This is a genomic window from Chitinophaga sp. RCC_12 (assembly GCF_041360695.1).
Taxonomy (GTDB): Bacteria; Bacteroidota; Bacteroidia; order Chitinophagales; family Chitinophagaceae; genus Chitinophaga.
Genome location: NZ_JBFUPS010000007.1, coordinates 303,712 through 320,897, shown reverse-complemented (window position 1 = coordinate 320,897; position 17,186 = coordinate 303,712). Strand labels below are relative to the sequence as shown.

Sequence of the window (17,186 nt, the reverse complement as noted above, 5' to 3'; positions counted from 1 at the left end):
ACAAGCATGTTCCGGGGCAGCTTTTTTTATTATCTCCCGGAAGAAAGATTTCGTAAGTAAACAAACATTTACTTACTTTGCAGTAACATATGATTGCATGAGACCTAAAAACCTGGAGAAAGAGGAAGCCATCCGCACCATTGCGTTGCAGATCATTGCTGAAGAGGGACTGGAAAACCTCACCATGCAGAAGCTGGCAAAAGCGGCCAACATATCGCCCAGAACGATTTATATAAAGTATAAGGATAAAGAAGATCTCCTGGTAAAACTTTATATAGAAGAAGTACTGGAGAGCTATGAAAAAGCCGTGCTGGAAAACTTTCATGGGGGTATGGACTTTGCGACCGGCGTAAAAAAGCTCTGGCAAAACAGTTTCCGGTACCTGACCCGTAACAGGACGCATTTTGCATTGCTTCAAAACGGGAAAACCTCCCCCCTGCTGAACAAAGCATACCAGCAGGCTAACATACAACAGGGACAATATTTTAAACCCATCCACCAGTTTTTTAAGCAACAGGTAAAACAGGGCGTGATCCCGAATTTCCATCCCGATATTCTCCGCGCCCTATTATTTGCCCCGCTGCTGGACCTGGTAAATGAATATTTTGATTATACAGAGAAACCTAAACAGCTCATCACAGAAAAAGTGATACTGGAATGCTGCAACGCAGTGATCAAAGGAATACTGAAATAATAAACAACAACATGAGCATCATTCAACACAAAAAAATAGCCATTGTAGGCGGAGGGCCCGGTGGATTAACACTGGCCAGGATACTGCAGATGAACCATGCAGACGTAAAAGTATATGAACGGGATATTAACAGGGAAGCACGGGTACAGGGCGCTACACTGGATCTCCACGAAGAATCAGGATTAAAGGCACTGGAAGAAGCCGGTCTGACAGAAGCATTCAGGGCCAACTACCGCCCCGGCGCCGACCGGCTGCGCATTGTGGACAAACACGCCGCCATTATCCTGGATGACCATGAAAATGGCGGAGAGGACAGGTCGCGCCCGGAAATTGACCGCGGCCCGCTCAAAGAAATACTGCTGGATTCACTGGAACCTGATACCGTTGTATGGGACAGCCAGTTTGTGTCTATGTCGCCACACCTCCACGGCTGGCAGCTGATGTTTAAAAACGGCAGCACCGCCACGGCCGACATCGTGATTGCAGCAGACGGCGCCAACTCAAAGATCCGTCCGTATATCACGCCCATTCAACCTTTTTATGCCGGCGTTACCATCGTGGAAGGCGCTGTATATGATGCAGCAACCACCTGCCCTAACATGCATGCACTGGTAAAAGGAGGAAAAGTATTTGCACTGGGTGACGCGCAATCATTAATCGTGAGTTCCAAAGGCGACGGCAGCCTTGTATTTTATACCGGGATAAACACCGCTGAAAACTGGCATAAAACCAGTGGCATCAACTTTTCAGATAAAACACAGGTACTGGCCTGGTTTAAAGCCACCTTTACCGGCTGGGATCCCATCTGGCTGGAACTCTTTGAAAATGCCAATGCTAATTTTATAGTACGCCCGCAATACTGCATGCCGTTTGACCAAACCTGGGAAGCATTACCAAACCTCACTATGCTTGGCGACGCTGCACACCTGATGCCTCCCTACGCCGGCGAAGGCGTAAACATGGCGATGCTGGATGCCCTTGAATTAGGACAATTGCTTACCGGAGAAAACTTCCCGGATGTGCAGGCCGCCATTGCTGCGTATGAAAAACAGATGCGTGCAAGAGCAGGTGAAACGGCGAGGATGACGATGGAGTCGACGGCAGCGTTGCATTCGGAAGATGCGATTGGTTTTATAATGGGGATCGTGGGGTAGAGAGATTTTCCTATCTTTATTTCTCCATAAAGCATAACGATATGAAAAACTATCTGTTACTCCTCCTCGCTTTGTTTCCGCTGGCTGCCTTTCAGCCAACACCTCCTGTTAAAGCCATCCTGTTGAAGAACGTGACATTGATCGATGGTAACGGTGGCGTACCAACGGAGCATACTGATATATTAATCAAAGATGGCAAAATTGCTGCAACAGGCCGGAACATATCAGCCGGCAGCGCTGCAATAATTGATGGCACCGGCAAAACCGTTATGCCCGCTATCACCAGCAGCCACGTGCATATTGGCATGATGAAAGGCAACGATAACAGTACCGATCCTTACACACGCGAAAATATATTATCACAACTGAAAAAGTACGCGGACTATGGCATTACCAACATCCTCGTGATGGGATCTGATCAACCGATGTTGTTTACCTCCGGATTACGCGACTCCTCTGTAAACGGTTTGCTGCCGGGCGCCCGCCTGTTTTCCGCCGGTTATGGCTTTGCCGGTGTGCGGGGTGGTCCGCCGATGAAGTATGTATATCACCCCGCTACAGTGGCACAGGCTACTACACAACTGGATAGCGTGGCGCTGGTAAAGCCAACGGTAATAAAAATGTGGGTAGATGATTTTGGCGGTTCTGCTCCTAAAATGGACCCTGCTATTTACAAGGCGCTCATCACCCGTGCCCATGCGCATCATATCCCGGTAGCCTCACATCTTTACTATCTTGAAGATGCAAAAGGTCTTGTTGCCAGCGGGCTGGACATCATTGCCCACAGCATCCGTGACCAGGAAATTGACGCAGCATTACTACAACAGATGAAAGCCAAGGGAGTCATTTACATCCCTACCCTTTCATTGGATGAATATGCGTATATCTATGCCCGTAAGCCGGAGTGGATCAATGATCCTTTCTTCAAAGCATCTCTGGAACCAGGCGTATATGAAATGATTACATCGCCTGCCTACCAGGATAAGTTAAAGAACTCCCCCTCCTACCAACGGAATGTCCATGCGTTCGAAACAGCGATGAAAAATGTAAAGAGAATAGCAGATGCCGGCATCATCGTAGCACTAGGTACCGACTCCGGCGCACAACCGGTACGCACACAAGGATTCTCTGAACATCTTGAAATGGAACTGCTCGTACAGGCTGGGATTACGCCCCTACAGGCCATCACTATTGCCACTAAAAATGCAGCCGCCGCCCTGAAAATAGATCAGCACTATGGTACTATAGAAAAAGGCAAAACGGCCGACCTGATCATCCTGTACGCCAACCCCGCACAGGATATTAAGAACACCCGGAAAATAGCAGCGGTATACAAAGCAGGCGAAGAAGTAAGTAAAGGACCACTGCACCCCTAGTGTAGTACGCCTGCGTACACCCGGTGTTCATTTTCGATACAGGTACTTTTATTTTAAAATATATAAGAAGATAACAGTGAATGTTGTGCCAAATGGCATTCTCTTAGGATAAGTGTTTTCAAAAAAACCAACATGAAACATTTTATCCCGGCATTCTTTTTATGTTTATCAACGCTTCTTTCGCAAGCACAGGTAACAACAGATAATCTTCATAAAACAAAAGTGGACAGTCTTGTTCAATCTGCACTCACTGTTTTCATGCAGGACAACGCCCGCGTTAGTGCAGAAGTAGGGGTATATACCGGCGGACAAACCTATATCTACCGTTATAGTAAAACAAACCTCCCCACTCCTAACACACCCTACGAAATAGGTTCCGTTTCCAAAACATTTACCGGCTATTTACTGGCAAAAGCGGTAACAGATAAAAAAGTGAAACTGGATGATGACATCCGTTTTTACCTGAACGGCGACTATCCCAACCTGCAATACAAAGGACATGCTATCCAGCTGAAACACCTGATTGCACACGTTTCCGGCTTACCCTTCATGTTGCCCGACCGTCGTGATCTTTTCCAGCGCCCCGATGATTCCATTCCGGGTGTGATCGATAGTTTGCAGCACGACTATTCCATGGCTGCTTTCCTCAATGATCTTCACCAGGTACAACTGGATACCATTCCCGGTTATCATTTCAAATATTCCAATGCAGGCGCACAACTACTTGGATTCATACTGGAACGCATATACGATAAACCGTACGCCCAACTGGTGAGAAAATATATTACCCGTCCGCAGCAGATGAAATACACCACTGCGGCACTTCCCGATAACGCGGCAAAAGGCTATAATCAACAGGGCCGGATCATGCCATATAATCCCCCGCTATTGCTGGCAGCCGGTGGTATCTATTCTTCGGTAGCCGACATGCTGCAATATGTCCGCTTACAAACAGACGAAAACAACCCGGTAGTAAAATTAACACACCAACCTGCCTGGGGCGATATCAATAGCTATGCGATGGGTTTAAGCTGGCAGATGAATAAAACCAGCAACGGTATAAGAAGGATCTGGCAAAGCGGCGGTACGTTTGGATTTTCCAGTTACTGCGTCGTTTACCCTGAACGGAATACCGGTATTGTGATATTAACGAATGAAGCGGACCGCACTGCACAAGATGCGTTGAGTGTGGCCGCAGGGAAAATATTTGAAGGATTGGAGTAATGTAAAAAAGAGCGCATTAAGAATTTTTATACAGTCCCATATTGATGCATTCGGCTTCTGGCTTAAAAAGATCTGTTACCAGGGCTTTTTAAGACAGAAGCGTGTGTCTTACCGGGAAACTTATTAGTCTTATCAAACAGGAAATCGTAACTTCATTAACAATACAACAAGACGCTTTAGCAATAAAGACATTGTGATACAAGAAAAGTAGCAACCGTGTAAAATTCCTCTTAACTGATACTGTTATGAAAACACTGCTCTTTCTATTCCTGCTGCTTCCCCTGATTTCATCAGGCTTTGCCACAGATACTGTTCCTTACTTCTACCTCACTCCCTCAGACGCTGCCAAAATACTGGGCCAGCCTGCACTACTCACCCTGAAATCGGAAAAACAGGAACGTGATGCACTGAAGTACCGCTGCGCTTTTACGGCCGTGGAATCGGACCCCGTTTCCGGGAAAACCGGTAATGTGTACTACAACTATGAAAAGTACCGTTCAGTAGCTGCTGCACAAAAAACCTACACCGGTATATTGGATGACAACCGCCGCAATGGCAACATCCAGTTACTCGATAATACCGGCGATGAAGGCTTCTTTCAAACCGACAGCGATAACTTTCAGCTGATCATGGTAAGAAAGAAAGATAAAATTATCCGGATGAAAGTTAATAAAGTGACGAGTACCACTTCTTTAACAGCGTTGAAAGAAACCGTTAACAGGATAGCCGCCACCTTATAGCCCCCTGCTGAAAGTTTGAGATTCGAAGTTACTCAACGGCGGAAATGCGTAAAAATAAACCTGCCGGTTTTGCCGCTTTTTGCCGGATTATGCCGGAATCTGTTGCGGCCAGAAACGGTCATAGTGTATGGGGAGTGTATTGGGAGAGTATCAGGAGAGTATTGTGAGAGTATGGGAAGTGTATGGGGACTATATGGGAACTGTATAGGGAATACGACACATAGACGAGTCCTAAGTATCCGAGATGTATTGGAGATGTATGGGAGAAGTATGGGAGAAGTATGCAGGAAGTAACAAGGGAAGCCGATGGAGTTCCTTGTTACACAAAATTTCCACTTACATTACCACTTAAGATAAAATTCTGATCTTCCCTTGATATAATTTGGTTCTCTTCATATGGATCTAAGCAAAGGTAGATACTGTTGTCATTTTTGAAGAACTTATACCTCTCAACATTATAAAAATAATTACTCCGGTGATGGTAAAATGAGAATTCGTCAATCTCAGTAAAAGTTAGTCTGACCAGATTATTTACTTTTGTATACAATAACTCCAAATATAGATCTATTACCAACGCTGATTTAATATCATTGTAGATATCCACTTTATATAATTTAGCGCTCAATAAACTAAACTCTCCTGACAAATAATTGATCAAGCCTTCATTTTTATCTATATACTCCATATTACTTTTTTTATAACCCTGCTTTTACCTGCTTAACTCCGATATTCCCTTCCACTAATTTAAACGGATCATCTAACAATTACGCTAAAATGCTTTATTTTAACGGGAATAAATAATTAAAATGATCAGGATACTACTAGCAGCGTACATCATTTTAGGCCTGGTAAGCTGCGGCGATACCTGCATGAAATATGCGAATACAGAACTCAGACCACAATCATTTCACTTTGGTATGAAAGAAAAACAAATGGAGCAAGTGAAAGTAAAGGTTATAACCGGGAGAAATAAAGACGGGAAAAATGAGGCATTTAGAACCATAGGTTTCCCTGACCTATTCGAAGCTGCCGAAGTTGGAGATACAGTTACGAAAAAAGCAGGAGAAACATTCATCCGCCTTATTAAAAAAGATACCGTACTGACCTTTAAATACTATTGCAACGGGCAGGTGGTTTATTAATCTATTTGGAAATGAAACTTTTTTTTCTACTACTGTCCCTCGGAACAGGAATAGCTGCACGTGCGCAACAGCAAACGGATAACGCCCCCTCATACATTCCCTATAACAGGTTTATCCACTTGCAGGGAACGCCCTATACGATAGCCTATAAGTATGATACAACAAAAAAAGGCGTCGGTACACGACATATGCTTTTTGTCAACGGACGGGATACCACCAGGGTGGAATATCCTGGTGTTTCTATGATTTGGGATATCCAACCGGTGAAACTAGACCAATATCACCTCTACAAGGTGGCAGCACTGATTAACCGGAAAAATAACCCGCGTATCCATAAGCATATTGATATCTGGGAGGCCCCGCTGAAATTGTATCTCCTTTCATCAGATGGAAAAACAAACCAGCAGCTGACGCCTAACGCATTTTTTGTAGCCTCTTATGTAGTCGATAGTAATAAGGCTACCATTGCCTGCCTGGGTTTTTTCGATAATAATGCCAATGAAAAACTTGATCGTAAGGATACAAAAGATACGCTGGTGTACGACCTTGTTAGCCTTAAACAGCTCGCAGGCGCCGTGCGGTGATATCTCAAAAAAAACTGCCTCATTTATAAATGAGGCAGCTCCTTTTGGCAAACACCACTTCTCTACAATCCCTTTCCAAAATCCGGCGCCTGTTTATCATACCAGATCCTTTGCGAACTCAGTGTAGGCAAATCCTGCGCATTGGGCGTAAAGCCCTGCTGCTGCATCGCCGTATTCCAGTTGGCCCTGTTTACTTCGCCTGGATCTGTTAACCAGAACCGGCGCGGTATCAGCTCATTAAAAGTTTCCCGGCCGTAGTAAGCAGAACCCGTTTTAGGATACCCCGTGCGCCTGCAAAATACATACGCTTCATTAGCCTGCCGGTACATGCTCAGGTAAGCCTGTATGTAGATCCGTTCGAGGTTATTAACGCCGTTGAATTTCACCTGCGCATTATTCAGATAAGCATTGATTTCAGTTAACCCGGTACCCGTGTAGGCGGTAGTAGAACCGGCTGCCACCGCAATCGCATTCATAGTTTGAATGGAAGAGGTAATGCCTTTCTTATACCAGTCTTCCGCTGTTCCTTTGGTATCTACGCCACCGGCATATCCTTTCTGTATAAACTCTGCTATATAAAAACAGGTTTCGGCGTAGGTAACCGGCACATCGAGGAAATTGCCCGTAGCCGAGTTCAGTTTGGGAGAAAAGAACCTGCGGTTAATAGGCGATATCAGGTTGTATTTGGTATACTGGCTCACAATAAATCCATTCCCGATATACGCTGCCACAGTGGGATTGGTGGTCCAGTCGGCCGGACCGCCCTGGTACATGATCAGCGGATCGTTGGGATTAATGAAAGCAGGTAATGTAACGTTGTATTTTGCCAGCGAATCTTTATAACCGCCTACCAGGTCGTTCTTTTCAAAATACACCGGCAAACGTGGGTCCTGGCTCTTTTTCAGGAACGCCATGATGGAAGTGGTGGCATAACGGCGGCTGCGGTAATCGATGTCTCCCCCGTTGCCAAAGGGCGTATAGGTGCTGTTGAGATACTTCACCTGTGAATCGTCGCCATCAATAGGCCCGGTAGCGTCTTTTAATACCTCCTGGAAAATGGCCTGGCATTTTGCTTTATCGGCGTTCTCTAACCTGGCGGCTATACGAAGTTTGAGCGTGTTGGCCAGCTTCACCCATTTAGTCCAGTCGCTCTGGTAAAAAATATCCGATTGACCGTAGCCTACCTGTGCAGGGAGTGAATTATTGGACAGCACCGCAATGGCCGCATCCAGTTGTGAAAGCCAGTTGTTGAACAGGGCGGGCTGCTCATCGTATACCGGTCCGTATTGCGCCTGGTAACGGCCTTCAATGGCTTGTGAATAAGGAATGGAGCCATTCATATCCGTTACTTTAATCCCGTGAAGCACCTGTAATACGTAGGTGGCCATAGCAATCTTCTGGTACGCATCTTTATTCGGCATCGCCTCTACCTGCTTTCTTATCTCAAAAAGATTAGGTAAGATTTGCAGGTAGTAGTTATTATAGCGGGTATTTACATTGTTGGTGATTTCGTACGGACTGGAAGTAACATGCTGCGTAAAACGCATCAGCTGTTCCATGCTTTCCCACACCCATTCTGTACCCTGGTAGGTAATGATCTTATCCTGCGAATAACTTAAAAGGAACTTCACATCCGGCTTGGAAACGAGACTGGGGTTGGTATTGATGTCCCCGAAATTTTTAGAGCACGAACTAACGCCCAGCAGTGCCAGCAACAAACCGGTTCTTATATATTGAAATGTATTTTTCATGATCTTGATTTTTTGTTTGTACAATTTATTTTCCTTTAGAACCCAACCCTGATAGTGCCTGCAATGGAGCGTACCATCGGCAGAAATCCTTCTTCACCGGAGAAGGCCGTGTTATTGGAGTTGTTGGAAGCGGGATTGTAATTAAAGGGCAATGAATTGTACAGGTATAGTAAGTCGCGGCCAATAATCGCCACGCTGAGATTATTCAGCATCAGCTTCTTGCAGAGTGCCGGTGAAAACTGGTACGCCAAAGACACCTGTCTCAAAGAAATCCAGGAATTCTTTTTGATCCAGTAATCGGAAACACCGGTAGAAGAAGAACCATAGCGATAATAAAACTGCGGGGCATGCGTAGGTTCCACAAAACCTTTTTCATAAGCCTGCTGATAAGTCATACCGCCTACATTTACCTGTGAGCCATCGGGCATGGTCACCATCTGGCCTTTGGCAAATACGCCGTCTGGAATAAGTCCGTCATCGTAGGTTTGCTGATCATACTTGCTGGTCCAGGTGATGCCGCCATGTTCGGCATCCCTTCCCTGGAGCGTGTTGGGCAATACGCCGGTATGTGTGCCATAACGGTAGGTAAGCAATACGAAGTCGCCGCCAAATTTGCCATCCAGTAATACATTCAGCGAAAGATTTTTAAACCGGAAAGTATTGCTCCATCCTGCACGGAACTTTGCATTGATATCACCTACATCCTGCAGGGTGTTGCTGCGGGCAGGAAATCCGGCGCGTGCATCGGAGCGCCAGGCCAGTTCAGGTTTGCCGTTATTGGGATCGGCTACCGGGTTGCCATTGGCGTCGGTGGCCTGGTAGGCTTTTGAATGGATGGTAGTACGGAGGGTACCGTAGGATTTACCTACAATGGCCCAGGTACTGATTTCTCCTACATTGGCTTTCAGGTCGTACTCTGTTCTGCCGGGGTACAGCGATTTAATGAGGTTCCTGTTTAGAGAGTAGTTCACGCTGGTGTTCCATTCAAAGCTGTTGGATTTCACCGGTGTTCCATCGATCATCACTTCCAGGCCCCTGTTCTGGATATTTCCGGCGTTGATGATAATGCCTTCCAGTCCGGATTCCGGCGGGGTGCCAATATCGAGGATCTGGTTTTTGGTGTTATCCTGGTAAACAGATACATCAAAGCCTACCCTGTTTTTGAGGAAACGCATTTCCGCACCCAGTTCCTTCGCTACTTTTCTTTCGGGTTTCAGATCGGGAACCAGTGCAATAAATTTACCGGTAAGCGGATCGGGGTACCGGCTGTAAGTAGAGATGGGCAGATCCAGGCCGCCGGAAGAAGTGTAACCGTTAAACGCAAATCCGGGGTTGATATTAAAAGGATCGGTATCGTTACCCAGTCCGGCGATATTACCTCTTAACTTACCATAGGAAATCCATGCAGGCAGTTTAAAGGTTTCGGAGAACAGCCAGGAAACGCTGACAGCCGGGTACTGGTAAAAGAAATTACCGCTGCCATCGGTATAGGTGAGTGCGGATGACCAGTCGCCGCGGAAGGTACCCTGTACAAACAGCTGGTTCTTCCAGGCCAGGTCCACACTTGCATAAATAGAGTTAAAGGCTTTTTTACTTTTCAGCCCGCCTTCTGCTCTTGGCTTCTCAACGGAGTTTGCCAGGAAGTAGTTGCCGGGATAACTGAGTCCGCCTACTGTTTCGCTGTAGTTGTAGGTCGTTTGAAAACGTTGTGTTTCACCGCCTATGTAACCGCTGAGGTCTAGATCTTTGGTGAGGGTTTTATTGATGGTTCCCATCCATTTAAAGAAGTAACTTTCTTTGCTCGTATGTCCGAGACCGTATAAGCCACCGGTGAAATTCTGTCCCTGTCCCAGTTCCTTGTTTTCATTTTTGGTGTACAGGTTATTCACGTTGCCTTCCAATACGAGGTTGGCCCAGGGGGTGAGCTTAGCGGTAATGGCTACACGCCCGCGGATGGTTTGTTCATTCTGGAAATAATCGTTTTCATATAAATTAAACCAGAAGCGGGATTCCGGCGACTTGTTCGTTTCATTGGGATCTGCCGGGTTGGGAGCGCCGCCGAGTGCGCTGGTGTAATGTTGTTTTTGCATCCAGTAGCGCGTATCATAGTTACGTGGCAGGATCCAGGTAAACAGTTTACCGAAGTTATAAGAGGCAAAGGCATCCAGGCCACCCAACCGTGGCGGGTTCCTTCCGGTAAAATAGGTGTAGTTGGTGCTTACATCTGCGCTCAGGAATTTATTGATCACATGGGTAACACGCGCTTCCACGCTGTTTTTGAGCAGGCTGTTTTTAGCTACAATCCCTTCGCTCTGGTCGCGGGTGTAGGACACGCGGAAGGTGGAGCGATCGTTACCGCCATCGAGCGACACATTGGTAGCGGAACCATGACCGGTTTGAAATGCGTCGAGGAAATTATTGGGTTGCGCTACATATTTTGTGGGAGTGCCGTCGTAGTTGATAACGTCCTGGCCGGCGAAGCGGGGTCCCCAGTTTTCCAGTTCCCGTCCTATCTGCCGGTCGATATACGGCTTACCGGTGCCCGGATCGGTGGGGAACACCTTTGTTCTCCATTGTTCGTTCGGTTTGTAATTGGGATCGCGGTTATCGGTAAAAAAATTGCCTACGGTACCACCGCCGAATTCATTCTGGAAGTCGGGGCCGGAGTAAGGTTTGAATACATTAAACGTCTGACTAACGTTAATGCCTAAACCTTTTCTTTCATGTCCCTTTTTAGTAGTGATGAGGATGACCCCGTTGATAGCGCGGGAACCGTATAATGCGGCAGCGGATGATCCTTTGAGCACGGTAACCGACTCAAAGTCTTCCATGTTCAGGTTCTTCAGGTCATTACCAAAGTCGCGGCCCGTACCGCTGAACGTGCCATTATCCACGATCACGCCATCGATCACAAAAATGGGCTGGTTGTTACTACGGAGGGTGGAGTTACCGCGGATCACTATTTTGGTGCTTCCAAAAAGTCCGCCTGCGCCCTGATCGATCTGCACACCGGCTACTTTTCCCTGCAGGGCATTTACCGGGTTTACTTCATTAGTGATGGCCAGGTCGGCGCCTTTGATTTCGGTGGCCGAAAAGCCCAGGCTTTTTTTAGCTTTGGTGATACCCAAAGCGGTGACTACTACTTCTCCCAGCTGTTTGTTGTCTTCCACTACGGTAACGTTGATAGTGGTTTGGTTGTTAATGGGAATTTCCTGGCGCAGGTAGCCGATGGCATTAAAGACCAGTACGCCGTTGGCCGGTGCGTTGATGGAATAGTTACCGGCTGCATCGGAAACGCTGCCTGTTTTAGTACCTTTCAGTAATACAGAAACGCCAGGTATTACTTCCTTTTTGGTGGAAGTAATTGTTCCGGTGACTTTAATGTTTTGGGCAAAGGCTGCAGCAGTACAGCAGAGCATGAGGTATAAAGAAAATGTTCCGCGTTTGCAGGAACGTAAACAAGTCCACATACATGTGAGTTTTAAGGTTGATAATACTTATGCTATTGACTGATTTGAATTGCGCGATTTGTTCACTTGCTTATGATGGTTGATTACAGTAACGGTTGATAATTTGCTTATAACTATAACGGCTGAATTGGTCAATTGTTCATTGTTGCAGAAGCGTTCCTGCTATTTTTTCACACGTCGCCAGGTACATTGAGATTTTGTAAAAGTAATCGAAAGCCAGCTATCAACGTCAACTTTTATCTATTCACTTTTAAATACAATGTGTCATGTTTACAACTATTTCCCGTCCGGACCTTTATTGTCCCTATCCTCAGCGCCTGCACCCGCAGGTACATGAAGCGGATGCGCATACCACTGGTTGGGTGCATACCTTTCATCTTGCTACAGACGAAAGCTCCTGGAATGCTTATCATGATCAGAAGTTCACCTGGATGGTAGCCAGGATGTTCCCGGATGCACCGTTTTTTTCACTATGTATTGCGAGCGATTTTAACACGCTTCTTTTTTTGTGGGATGATCATCTCGATGCGCTGGCGCCTAATGAATTCAACACCGGTTTTGAGCGTATGGCGCATCACATGATGCAGATCCTGCAAACCGGCCGGACGTTCACACTGGAAAGCGGCGGTCCACTGCTGGCTGCCATGAGCGATATCTGGCAGCGGATGTGCCGGATCAGCAACCGGGCCTGGCAGGCGCGTTTCTCCCGCAGCCTGAAGGATGCCTTTACGGCCAATTTGTGGCGTATGCAACACGTAGATCATGCCCGCAATATTTCCCTGAAAGATTATATGCGCTTCCGCCCCCAGATCGGCGGCGCCAACTTTTTCCTGGAACTGGCTACCCTGATGGGCGCCATCCATCTGCCCGCCGACCTGCGCGCCAACCCGCAGGTAAAAAACATGGGATTATATTGCAGCCGTACCATTTGCTGGGCCAACGACCTTTACTCGTTTTCGAAAGAATCTGAACTCGGCGATGAACTGAACCTGGTTATGCTGCTAAAACATCATCAGCAGCTTACGCTGGACCAGGCGGTAGAACAGGCCGTGAAGATTCACAACTCTGAAGTTGCATTGTTCAACAACACCGCCGATGTGCTCACTGCTGTGTGTGCAGCTGGCGTACGGCCGATACTGGAAAAATATATTTTAACGTTGGGACAAATGATGAAAGGCAACATCGACTGGAGTGGTAAAGATACTACCCGCTATCAGTACGTATATGCGTAACTATTGGAACAACACTTTATTTACGGTGCTGTTCAAGAGTTTAAGATCAATAGGTTTAGAGATATATTCCCTGGCGCCCGCGCCAAGCATATCATCGATCGACTCCTGGAATGCATCGCCCGATACGGCGATCACCGGAATATTTTTTAAAGCAGGTATATCACCGAGCAGTTGAAGGGTATCTTTCCCGCTAAGTCCCGGCATATAACTATCTATGAAAATAAGATCCGGTTTTTCATCCATTGCTTTGTTAATACCTTCTGCCCCGCTGCCGGCTACTATTGTAGTGAAGCCTAGCCTGCGCAGAAAGCTGGACAATACCAGCTGGCTCATCTCATTATCATCAATTACCAGGCTTTTCAGCCCTTTATGGAGCGTTAATTCCATCCAGCCACCCTGGGCAGGCAATGGGGCCGCGCTCACCGTTAACGGCAACCGCACAATAAAGGTGGCTCCCTCTTCCGGTATACTGGTAACGGTGATTTTTCCACCCATCATTTCCACGTATTTCTTGGTGATAGGCAACCCGAGACCCGTTCCTTCAAAATCGCTTTTGCCCGATTTAAACGGCGTGAACAGGGTTAGCAGGTCTGCTGCGGGGATGCCCTGGCCCTGGTCCTTTACCATGAACTGCCACTGTGTTTCTTCGCACAACACACCTACTGAAATCAGGCTGTTGGTGCGGGTAAATTTGATGGCGTTAAACAGCAGGTTATTCAGCACCTGCGCGAGTTTGTTTTTATCTGCCAGTATATAACCGGGCATATCTTCTGCAATATCTGCCCTGATCTTTATTCCCCGCAGATCAGCAATGTATTGGTATACGATGATCTTGTCGGAAATCAGTTCGCGGATATTAAATGATTCGGGATGAATGGCATGGGCTGCGCCGTCTTCTATTTTAGAAATGGCCAGCACATTATTGATGATCTGTAAAACATTATGCGTAGCGGAATACAGGTGCTCTATTTCCGGGCGGATATCACTATAACGTTCCTCTTTCTGCGCTTTCATCATCAGGTCCTGGCTGATACCATAAATGGCATTCAGCGGATTCCGGATTTCATGGCTGGTTTCCCTGACAAAGATCGTTTTCTCATCCGTTGCTTTTGCCAGTTTTATATTGAGCGTTTTTAATTTTCTTACATACAGGAAGATAGTAGCTACATCCAGCAGGAGGATCGCCGGTAGCGTTATCCAGCGGATCATAAATTGCTGGCTATGCCCCATTTCCATGGGAGTGATCAGTGTATAATAATAATTGATTTCGCAGGCCGTTACCGACACTACCGCCACCGCAATACTGGCGACCACCAGTGCGCGTGTTCTGAAAATCATGAGCGACGCTCCGAGCAGGAACAGGAATAACAGGTGTACTTCCGCCACCATGCCCATTACGGCGCTGAAATAAACGATGGCGATATTATTAATGGCGACGAACGCGATGCTGGCTAAAACCGGTTTATTTACGGCATTGAGTAAAAATACGCCGAGGAATAGTCCGGCTTCTATATAAGCAGGGATCAGCAAATCAAATTTCCCGGTGCCCATATAAACAAGGGCGCCAAATAAAAGGCAAAGCGTGGTGGTAACAACGGAAAAAGTATTAACCATCCTGGTCACCTTTGCCAGTGATTCCTCCTGGCGGAAGGTTCCGGTATTTACAACACGGTGAAAAAGTTGACCGATGTTCATATGGCTATATTTTGAGAGGCATTCGCGGGATAGCTGACAAAGCAATACAGTTGTAAAATCAGTTATATCACATTCATAATCCTATTGCAATTTAGTGATTATTTATTTCCCGGAACCTTTCACTTTCAACAGGCTGGCATTAATGGCTACCACCACGGTGCTTACTGTCATCAACACCGCTCCTGCAGCGGGGCTCAACATAATCCCCTCTTTATAAAGCACGCCGGCGGCCAATGGCAGCGCCACAATATTATAACCCGTTGCCCAGGCGAGGTTCTGGATCATTTTCCGGAAAGTGGCCTTACCAAATAAAATCAGGTTTACCACGTCCTGCGGGTTGCTGTTCACCAGTACGATGCCGGCCGTTTCTGCCGCCACATCGCTGCCGCTGCCGATGGCAATACCCACGTTGGCCTGCGCCAGCGCGGGGGCGTCGTTGATACCGTCGCCGGTCATGGCTACAAATTCGCCCTGTTGCTGCAATGCTTTAATCTTATCCAGTTTCTGGTGCGGCAACACTTCAGCGATATAGCTGTCCATACCAAGCGTCTTACTTACGCTTTCTGCTACCACTTTATTATCGCCGGTGAGCAGCACCGTTTTGATCCGGTTTTCCTTCAGCGTGGCAATGGCGCCTGCCGATTCCGGCCGGATCTGGTCCGCCAGCGCAATAAAGCCCGTTACGTTGTTGTCCTTTATCACATATACCAGGGTTTCTCCCGGCTCAATAGCGGCGGTAGCGGCGTCCCTGAACTGTTCGGCCACATAACCCGGACTCACCACCTGCACTTCTTTCCCGGCAATATTGCCGGTGATTCCTTTCCCGGTGATGGCCGTTACGTTTTCCGCCGCCGGCGGGGTAAGCTGCATTTCCTTTGCTTTACCTGTAATCCCCGTAGCAATGGGATGTTCGGAACTGCCTTCCAGCGCAGCCGCCATTTCCAGGACCTCTTCTTTGGAAATACCCTGCTGCAATGAATCAAACCTCACCACTTCGAAACGGCCGACCGTGAGGGTACCTGTCTTATCAAAAACAATAGTGGTGATCTTCCTCGAATTCTCAAAGTCGGTGCGGTTTTTTATGAGCAACCCATGCCGCGCAGATAAAGCGGTGGATTTTGCAATTACCAGTGGCACCGCCAGGCCCAGCGCATGCGGGCAACAGATCACGATCACCGTTACCATGCGCTCTATAGCAAACGACAACTCCCGGCCGCTCAACCACCAGTATAAAAAAGTAGCAATACCGGATAAAATGGCAATCACCGTAAGCCAGCGCGCGGCTTTGTCGGCCAGCAGCTGTGTTTTCGAACGGGATTGCTGCGCATCCTGCACCAGCTTCACTACCTGCGAAAGATAGGAGTCGGCCACACCATGCGTAACAGTGACCCTGATAGCGCCATTGCCATTGATAGACCCGGCAATTACTTTATCGTTCGCCTGCTTTTCTACCGGTTTGGATTCGCCGGTAAGCATACTTTCATTCAACGACGTGTTGCCTTCCAGGATGGTACCATCTGCCGCCACTTTCTCCCCGGGCTTTACCAGGATAACATCTCCCGCTTTCAGTTCCGCGGTTTTTACATCCATCACATGATCGCCATGTACGACGTGGGCTTCATCCGGCATGAGCTGCACCAGCAGCTCCAGCTCCCGCGAGGCGCCCATCACCGATTTCATTTCAATCCAGTGTCCCAGCAGCATAATGAGGATCAGGGTGGTAAGCTCCCAGAAAAAATCCATACCGGGCAAACCGAATACGGTAGCCACGCTGTACACATAGGCTACTGTAATAGCAAAGCCGATGAGCGTCATCATGCCCGGTTCCCGGCTTTTCATTTCTTCCCACCACCCTTTCAGGAAAGGCCATCCACCATAAATAAACACCATAGAAGATAATACCAGCAAAACATATTCATCTCCCGGAAATGTAAAAGAAATGCCCAGCCAGTGCTGAATCATTTCCGATAGTAACATCACCGGTACCGTCAGCACCAGCACTACATAAAAACGTTTCCTGAAATCGGCGATCATCATGGCATGATGATCCTGATGTGCGCCGTGATTCATGGATGCACGCGCATGCTCCATTTTCATGGTGTTGTGCTGATGCTGATGTTCCAT

At 47.2% G+C, this 17,186-nt stretch carries 13 protein-coding genes; 8 read left to right on the top strand and 5 right to left on the bottom strand.

Annotated elements, in window-relative coordinates; all coding sequences use genetic code 11:
- The first annotated feature begins 97 nt into the window (after positions 1-97).
- The 5 genes from AB6805_RS21470 to AB6805_RS21450 all read left to right on the top strand — a co-directional run bounded on the left by AB6805_RS21470 (position 98) and on the right by AB6805_RS21450 (position 5,188).
- Positions 98-694 carry a TetR/AcrR family transcriptional regulator gene (locus AB6805_RS21470; RefSeq protein ID WP_370911492.1) on the top strand — a complete coding sequence of 199 codons (597 nt, stop codon included), beginning with the start codon at positions 98-100 and terminating at the stop codon, positions 692-694.
- Between the two features lie 11 nt (positions 695-705).
- Positions 706-1,848 carry an FAD-dependent oxidoreductase gene (locus tag AB6805_RS21465; RefSeq protein WP_370911491.1) on the top strand — a complete coding sequence of 381 codons (1,143 nt, stop codon included), beginning with the start codon at positions 706-708 and terminating at the stop codon, positions 1,846-1,848.
- 41 nt (positions 1,849-1,889) lie between these two features.
- The gene (locus AB6805_RS21460; protein WP_370911489.1) at positions 1,890-3,224 is read left to right on the top strand and encodes an amidohydrolase family protein; all 1,335 of its coding nucleotides are present in this window, start codon (positions 1,890-1,892) and stop codon (positions 3,222-3,224) included.
- 132 nt (positions 3,225-3,356) lie between these two features.
- On the top strand, positions 3,357-4,448 hold the full coding sequence (locus AB6805_RS21455) for a serine hydrolase domain-containing protein (RefSeq protein ID WP_370911488.1): 1,092 nt from the start codon (positions 3,357-3,359) through the stop codon (positions 4,446-4,448).
- 245 nt (positions 4,449-4,693) lie between these two features.
- On the top strand, positions 4,694-5,188 hold the full coding sequence (locus AB6805_RS21450; RefSeq protein ID WP_370911487.1) for a hypothetical protein: 495 nt from the start codon (positions 4,694-4,696) through the stop codon (positions 5,186-5,188).
- A gap of 319 nt (positions 5,189-5,507) precedes the next feature.
- Here the strand turns inward: AB6805_RS21450 and AB6805_RS21445 are convergent, their stop codons facing one another.
- On the bottom strand, positions 5,508-5,873 hold the full coding sequence (locus tag AB6805_RS21445; protein WP_370911486.1) for a hypothetical protein: 366 nt from the start codon (positions 5,871-5,873) through the stop codon (positions 5,508-5,510).
- Positions 5,874-5,994: 121 nt separating this feature from the next.
- Between AB6805_RS21445 and AB6805_RS21440 the strand changes: the two genes are divergently transcribed.
- Both AB6805_RS21440 and AB6805_RS21435 read left to right on the top strand, forming a co-directional pair.
- On the top strand, positions 5,995-6,330 hold the full coding sequence (locus AB6805_RS21440) for a hypothetical protein (protein WP_370911485.1): 336 nt from the start codon (positions 5,995-5,997) through the stop codon (positions 6,328-6,330).
- A gap of 11 nt (positions 6,331-6,341) precedes the next feature.
- On the top strand, positions 6,342-6,914 hold the full coding sequence (locus AB6805_RS21435) for a hypothetical protein (RefSeq protein WP_370911484.1): 573 nt from the start codon (positions 6,342-6,344) through the stop codon (positions 6,912-6,914).
- A 62-nt stretch (positions 6,915-6,976) separates the two neighbouring features.
- On the opposite strand, the gene AB6805_RS21430 is transcribed toward AB6805_RS21435, so the two are convergent.
- Together AB6805_RS21430 and AB6805_RS21425 are read right to left on the bottom strand one after the other, a co-directional pair.
- Complete coding sequence (locus AB6805_RS21430; protein ID WP_370911483.1) at positions 6,977-8,665, bottom strand: SusD/RagB family nutrient-binding outer membrane lipoprotein; 1,689 nt, start codon at positions 8,663-8,665, stop codon at positions 6,977-6,979.
- Positions 8,666-8,700: 35 nt separating this feature from the next.
- A complete protein-coding gene (locus tag AB6805_RS21425) occupies positions 8,701-12,135 on the bottom strand; it encodes a SusC/RagA family TonB-linked outer membrane protein (RefSeq protein WP_370911482.1) in 3,435 nt (1,144 codons plus the stop codon).
- A 266-nt stretch (positions 12,136-12,401) separates the two neighbouring features.
- On the opposite strand from AB6805_RS21425, the gene AB6805_RS21420 reads away from it, so the two are divergent.
- Positions 12,402-13,367, top strand: coding sequence for a hypothetical protein (locus AB6805_RS21420; RefSeq protein ID WP_370911481.1), 966 nt, complete (start codon positions 12,402-12,404; stop codon positions 13,365-13,367).
- Here AB6805_RS21420 and AB6805_RS21415 read toward each other — a convergent pair whose 3' ends face one another.
- Both AB6805_RS21415 and AB6805_RS21410 read right to left on the bottom strand, forming a co-directional pair.
- Positions 13,368-15,062, bottom strand: coding sequence for a hybrid sensor histidine kinase/response regulator (locus AB6805_RS21415; RefSeq protein ID WP_370911480.1), 1,695 nt, complete (start codon positions 15,060-15,062; stop codon positions 13,368-13,370).
- A 102-nt stretch (positions 15,063-15,164) separates the two neighbouring features.
- Positions 15,165-17,186, bottom strand: coding sequence for a copper-translocating P-type ATPase (locus AB6805_RS21410; protein ID WP_370911479.1), 2,022 nt, complete (start codon positions 17,184-17,186; stop codon positions 15,165-15,167).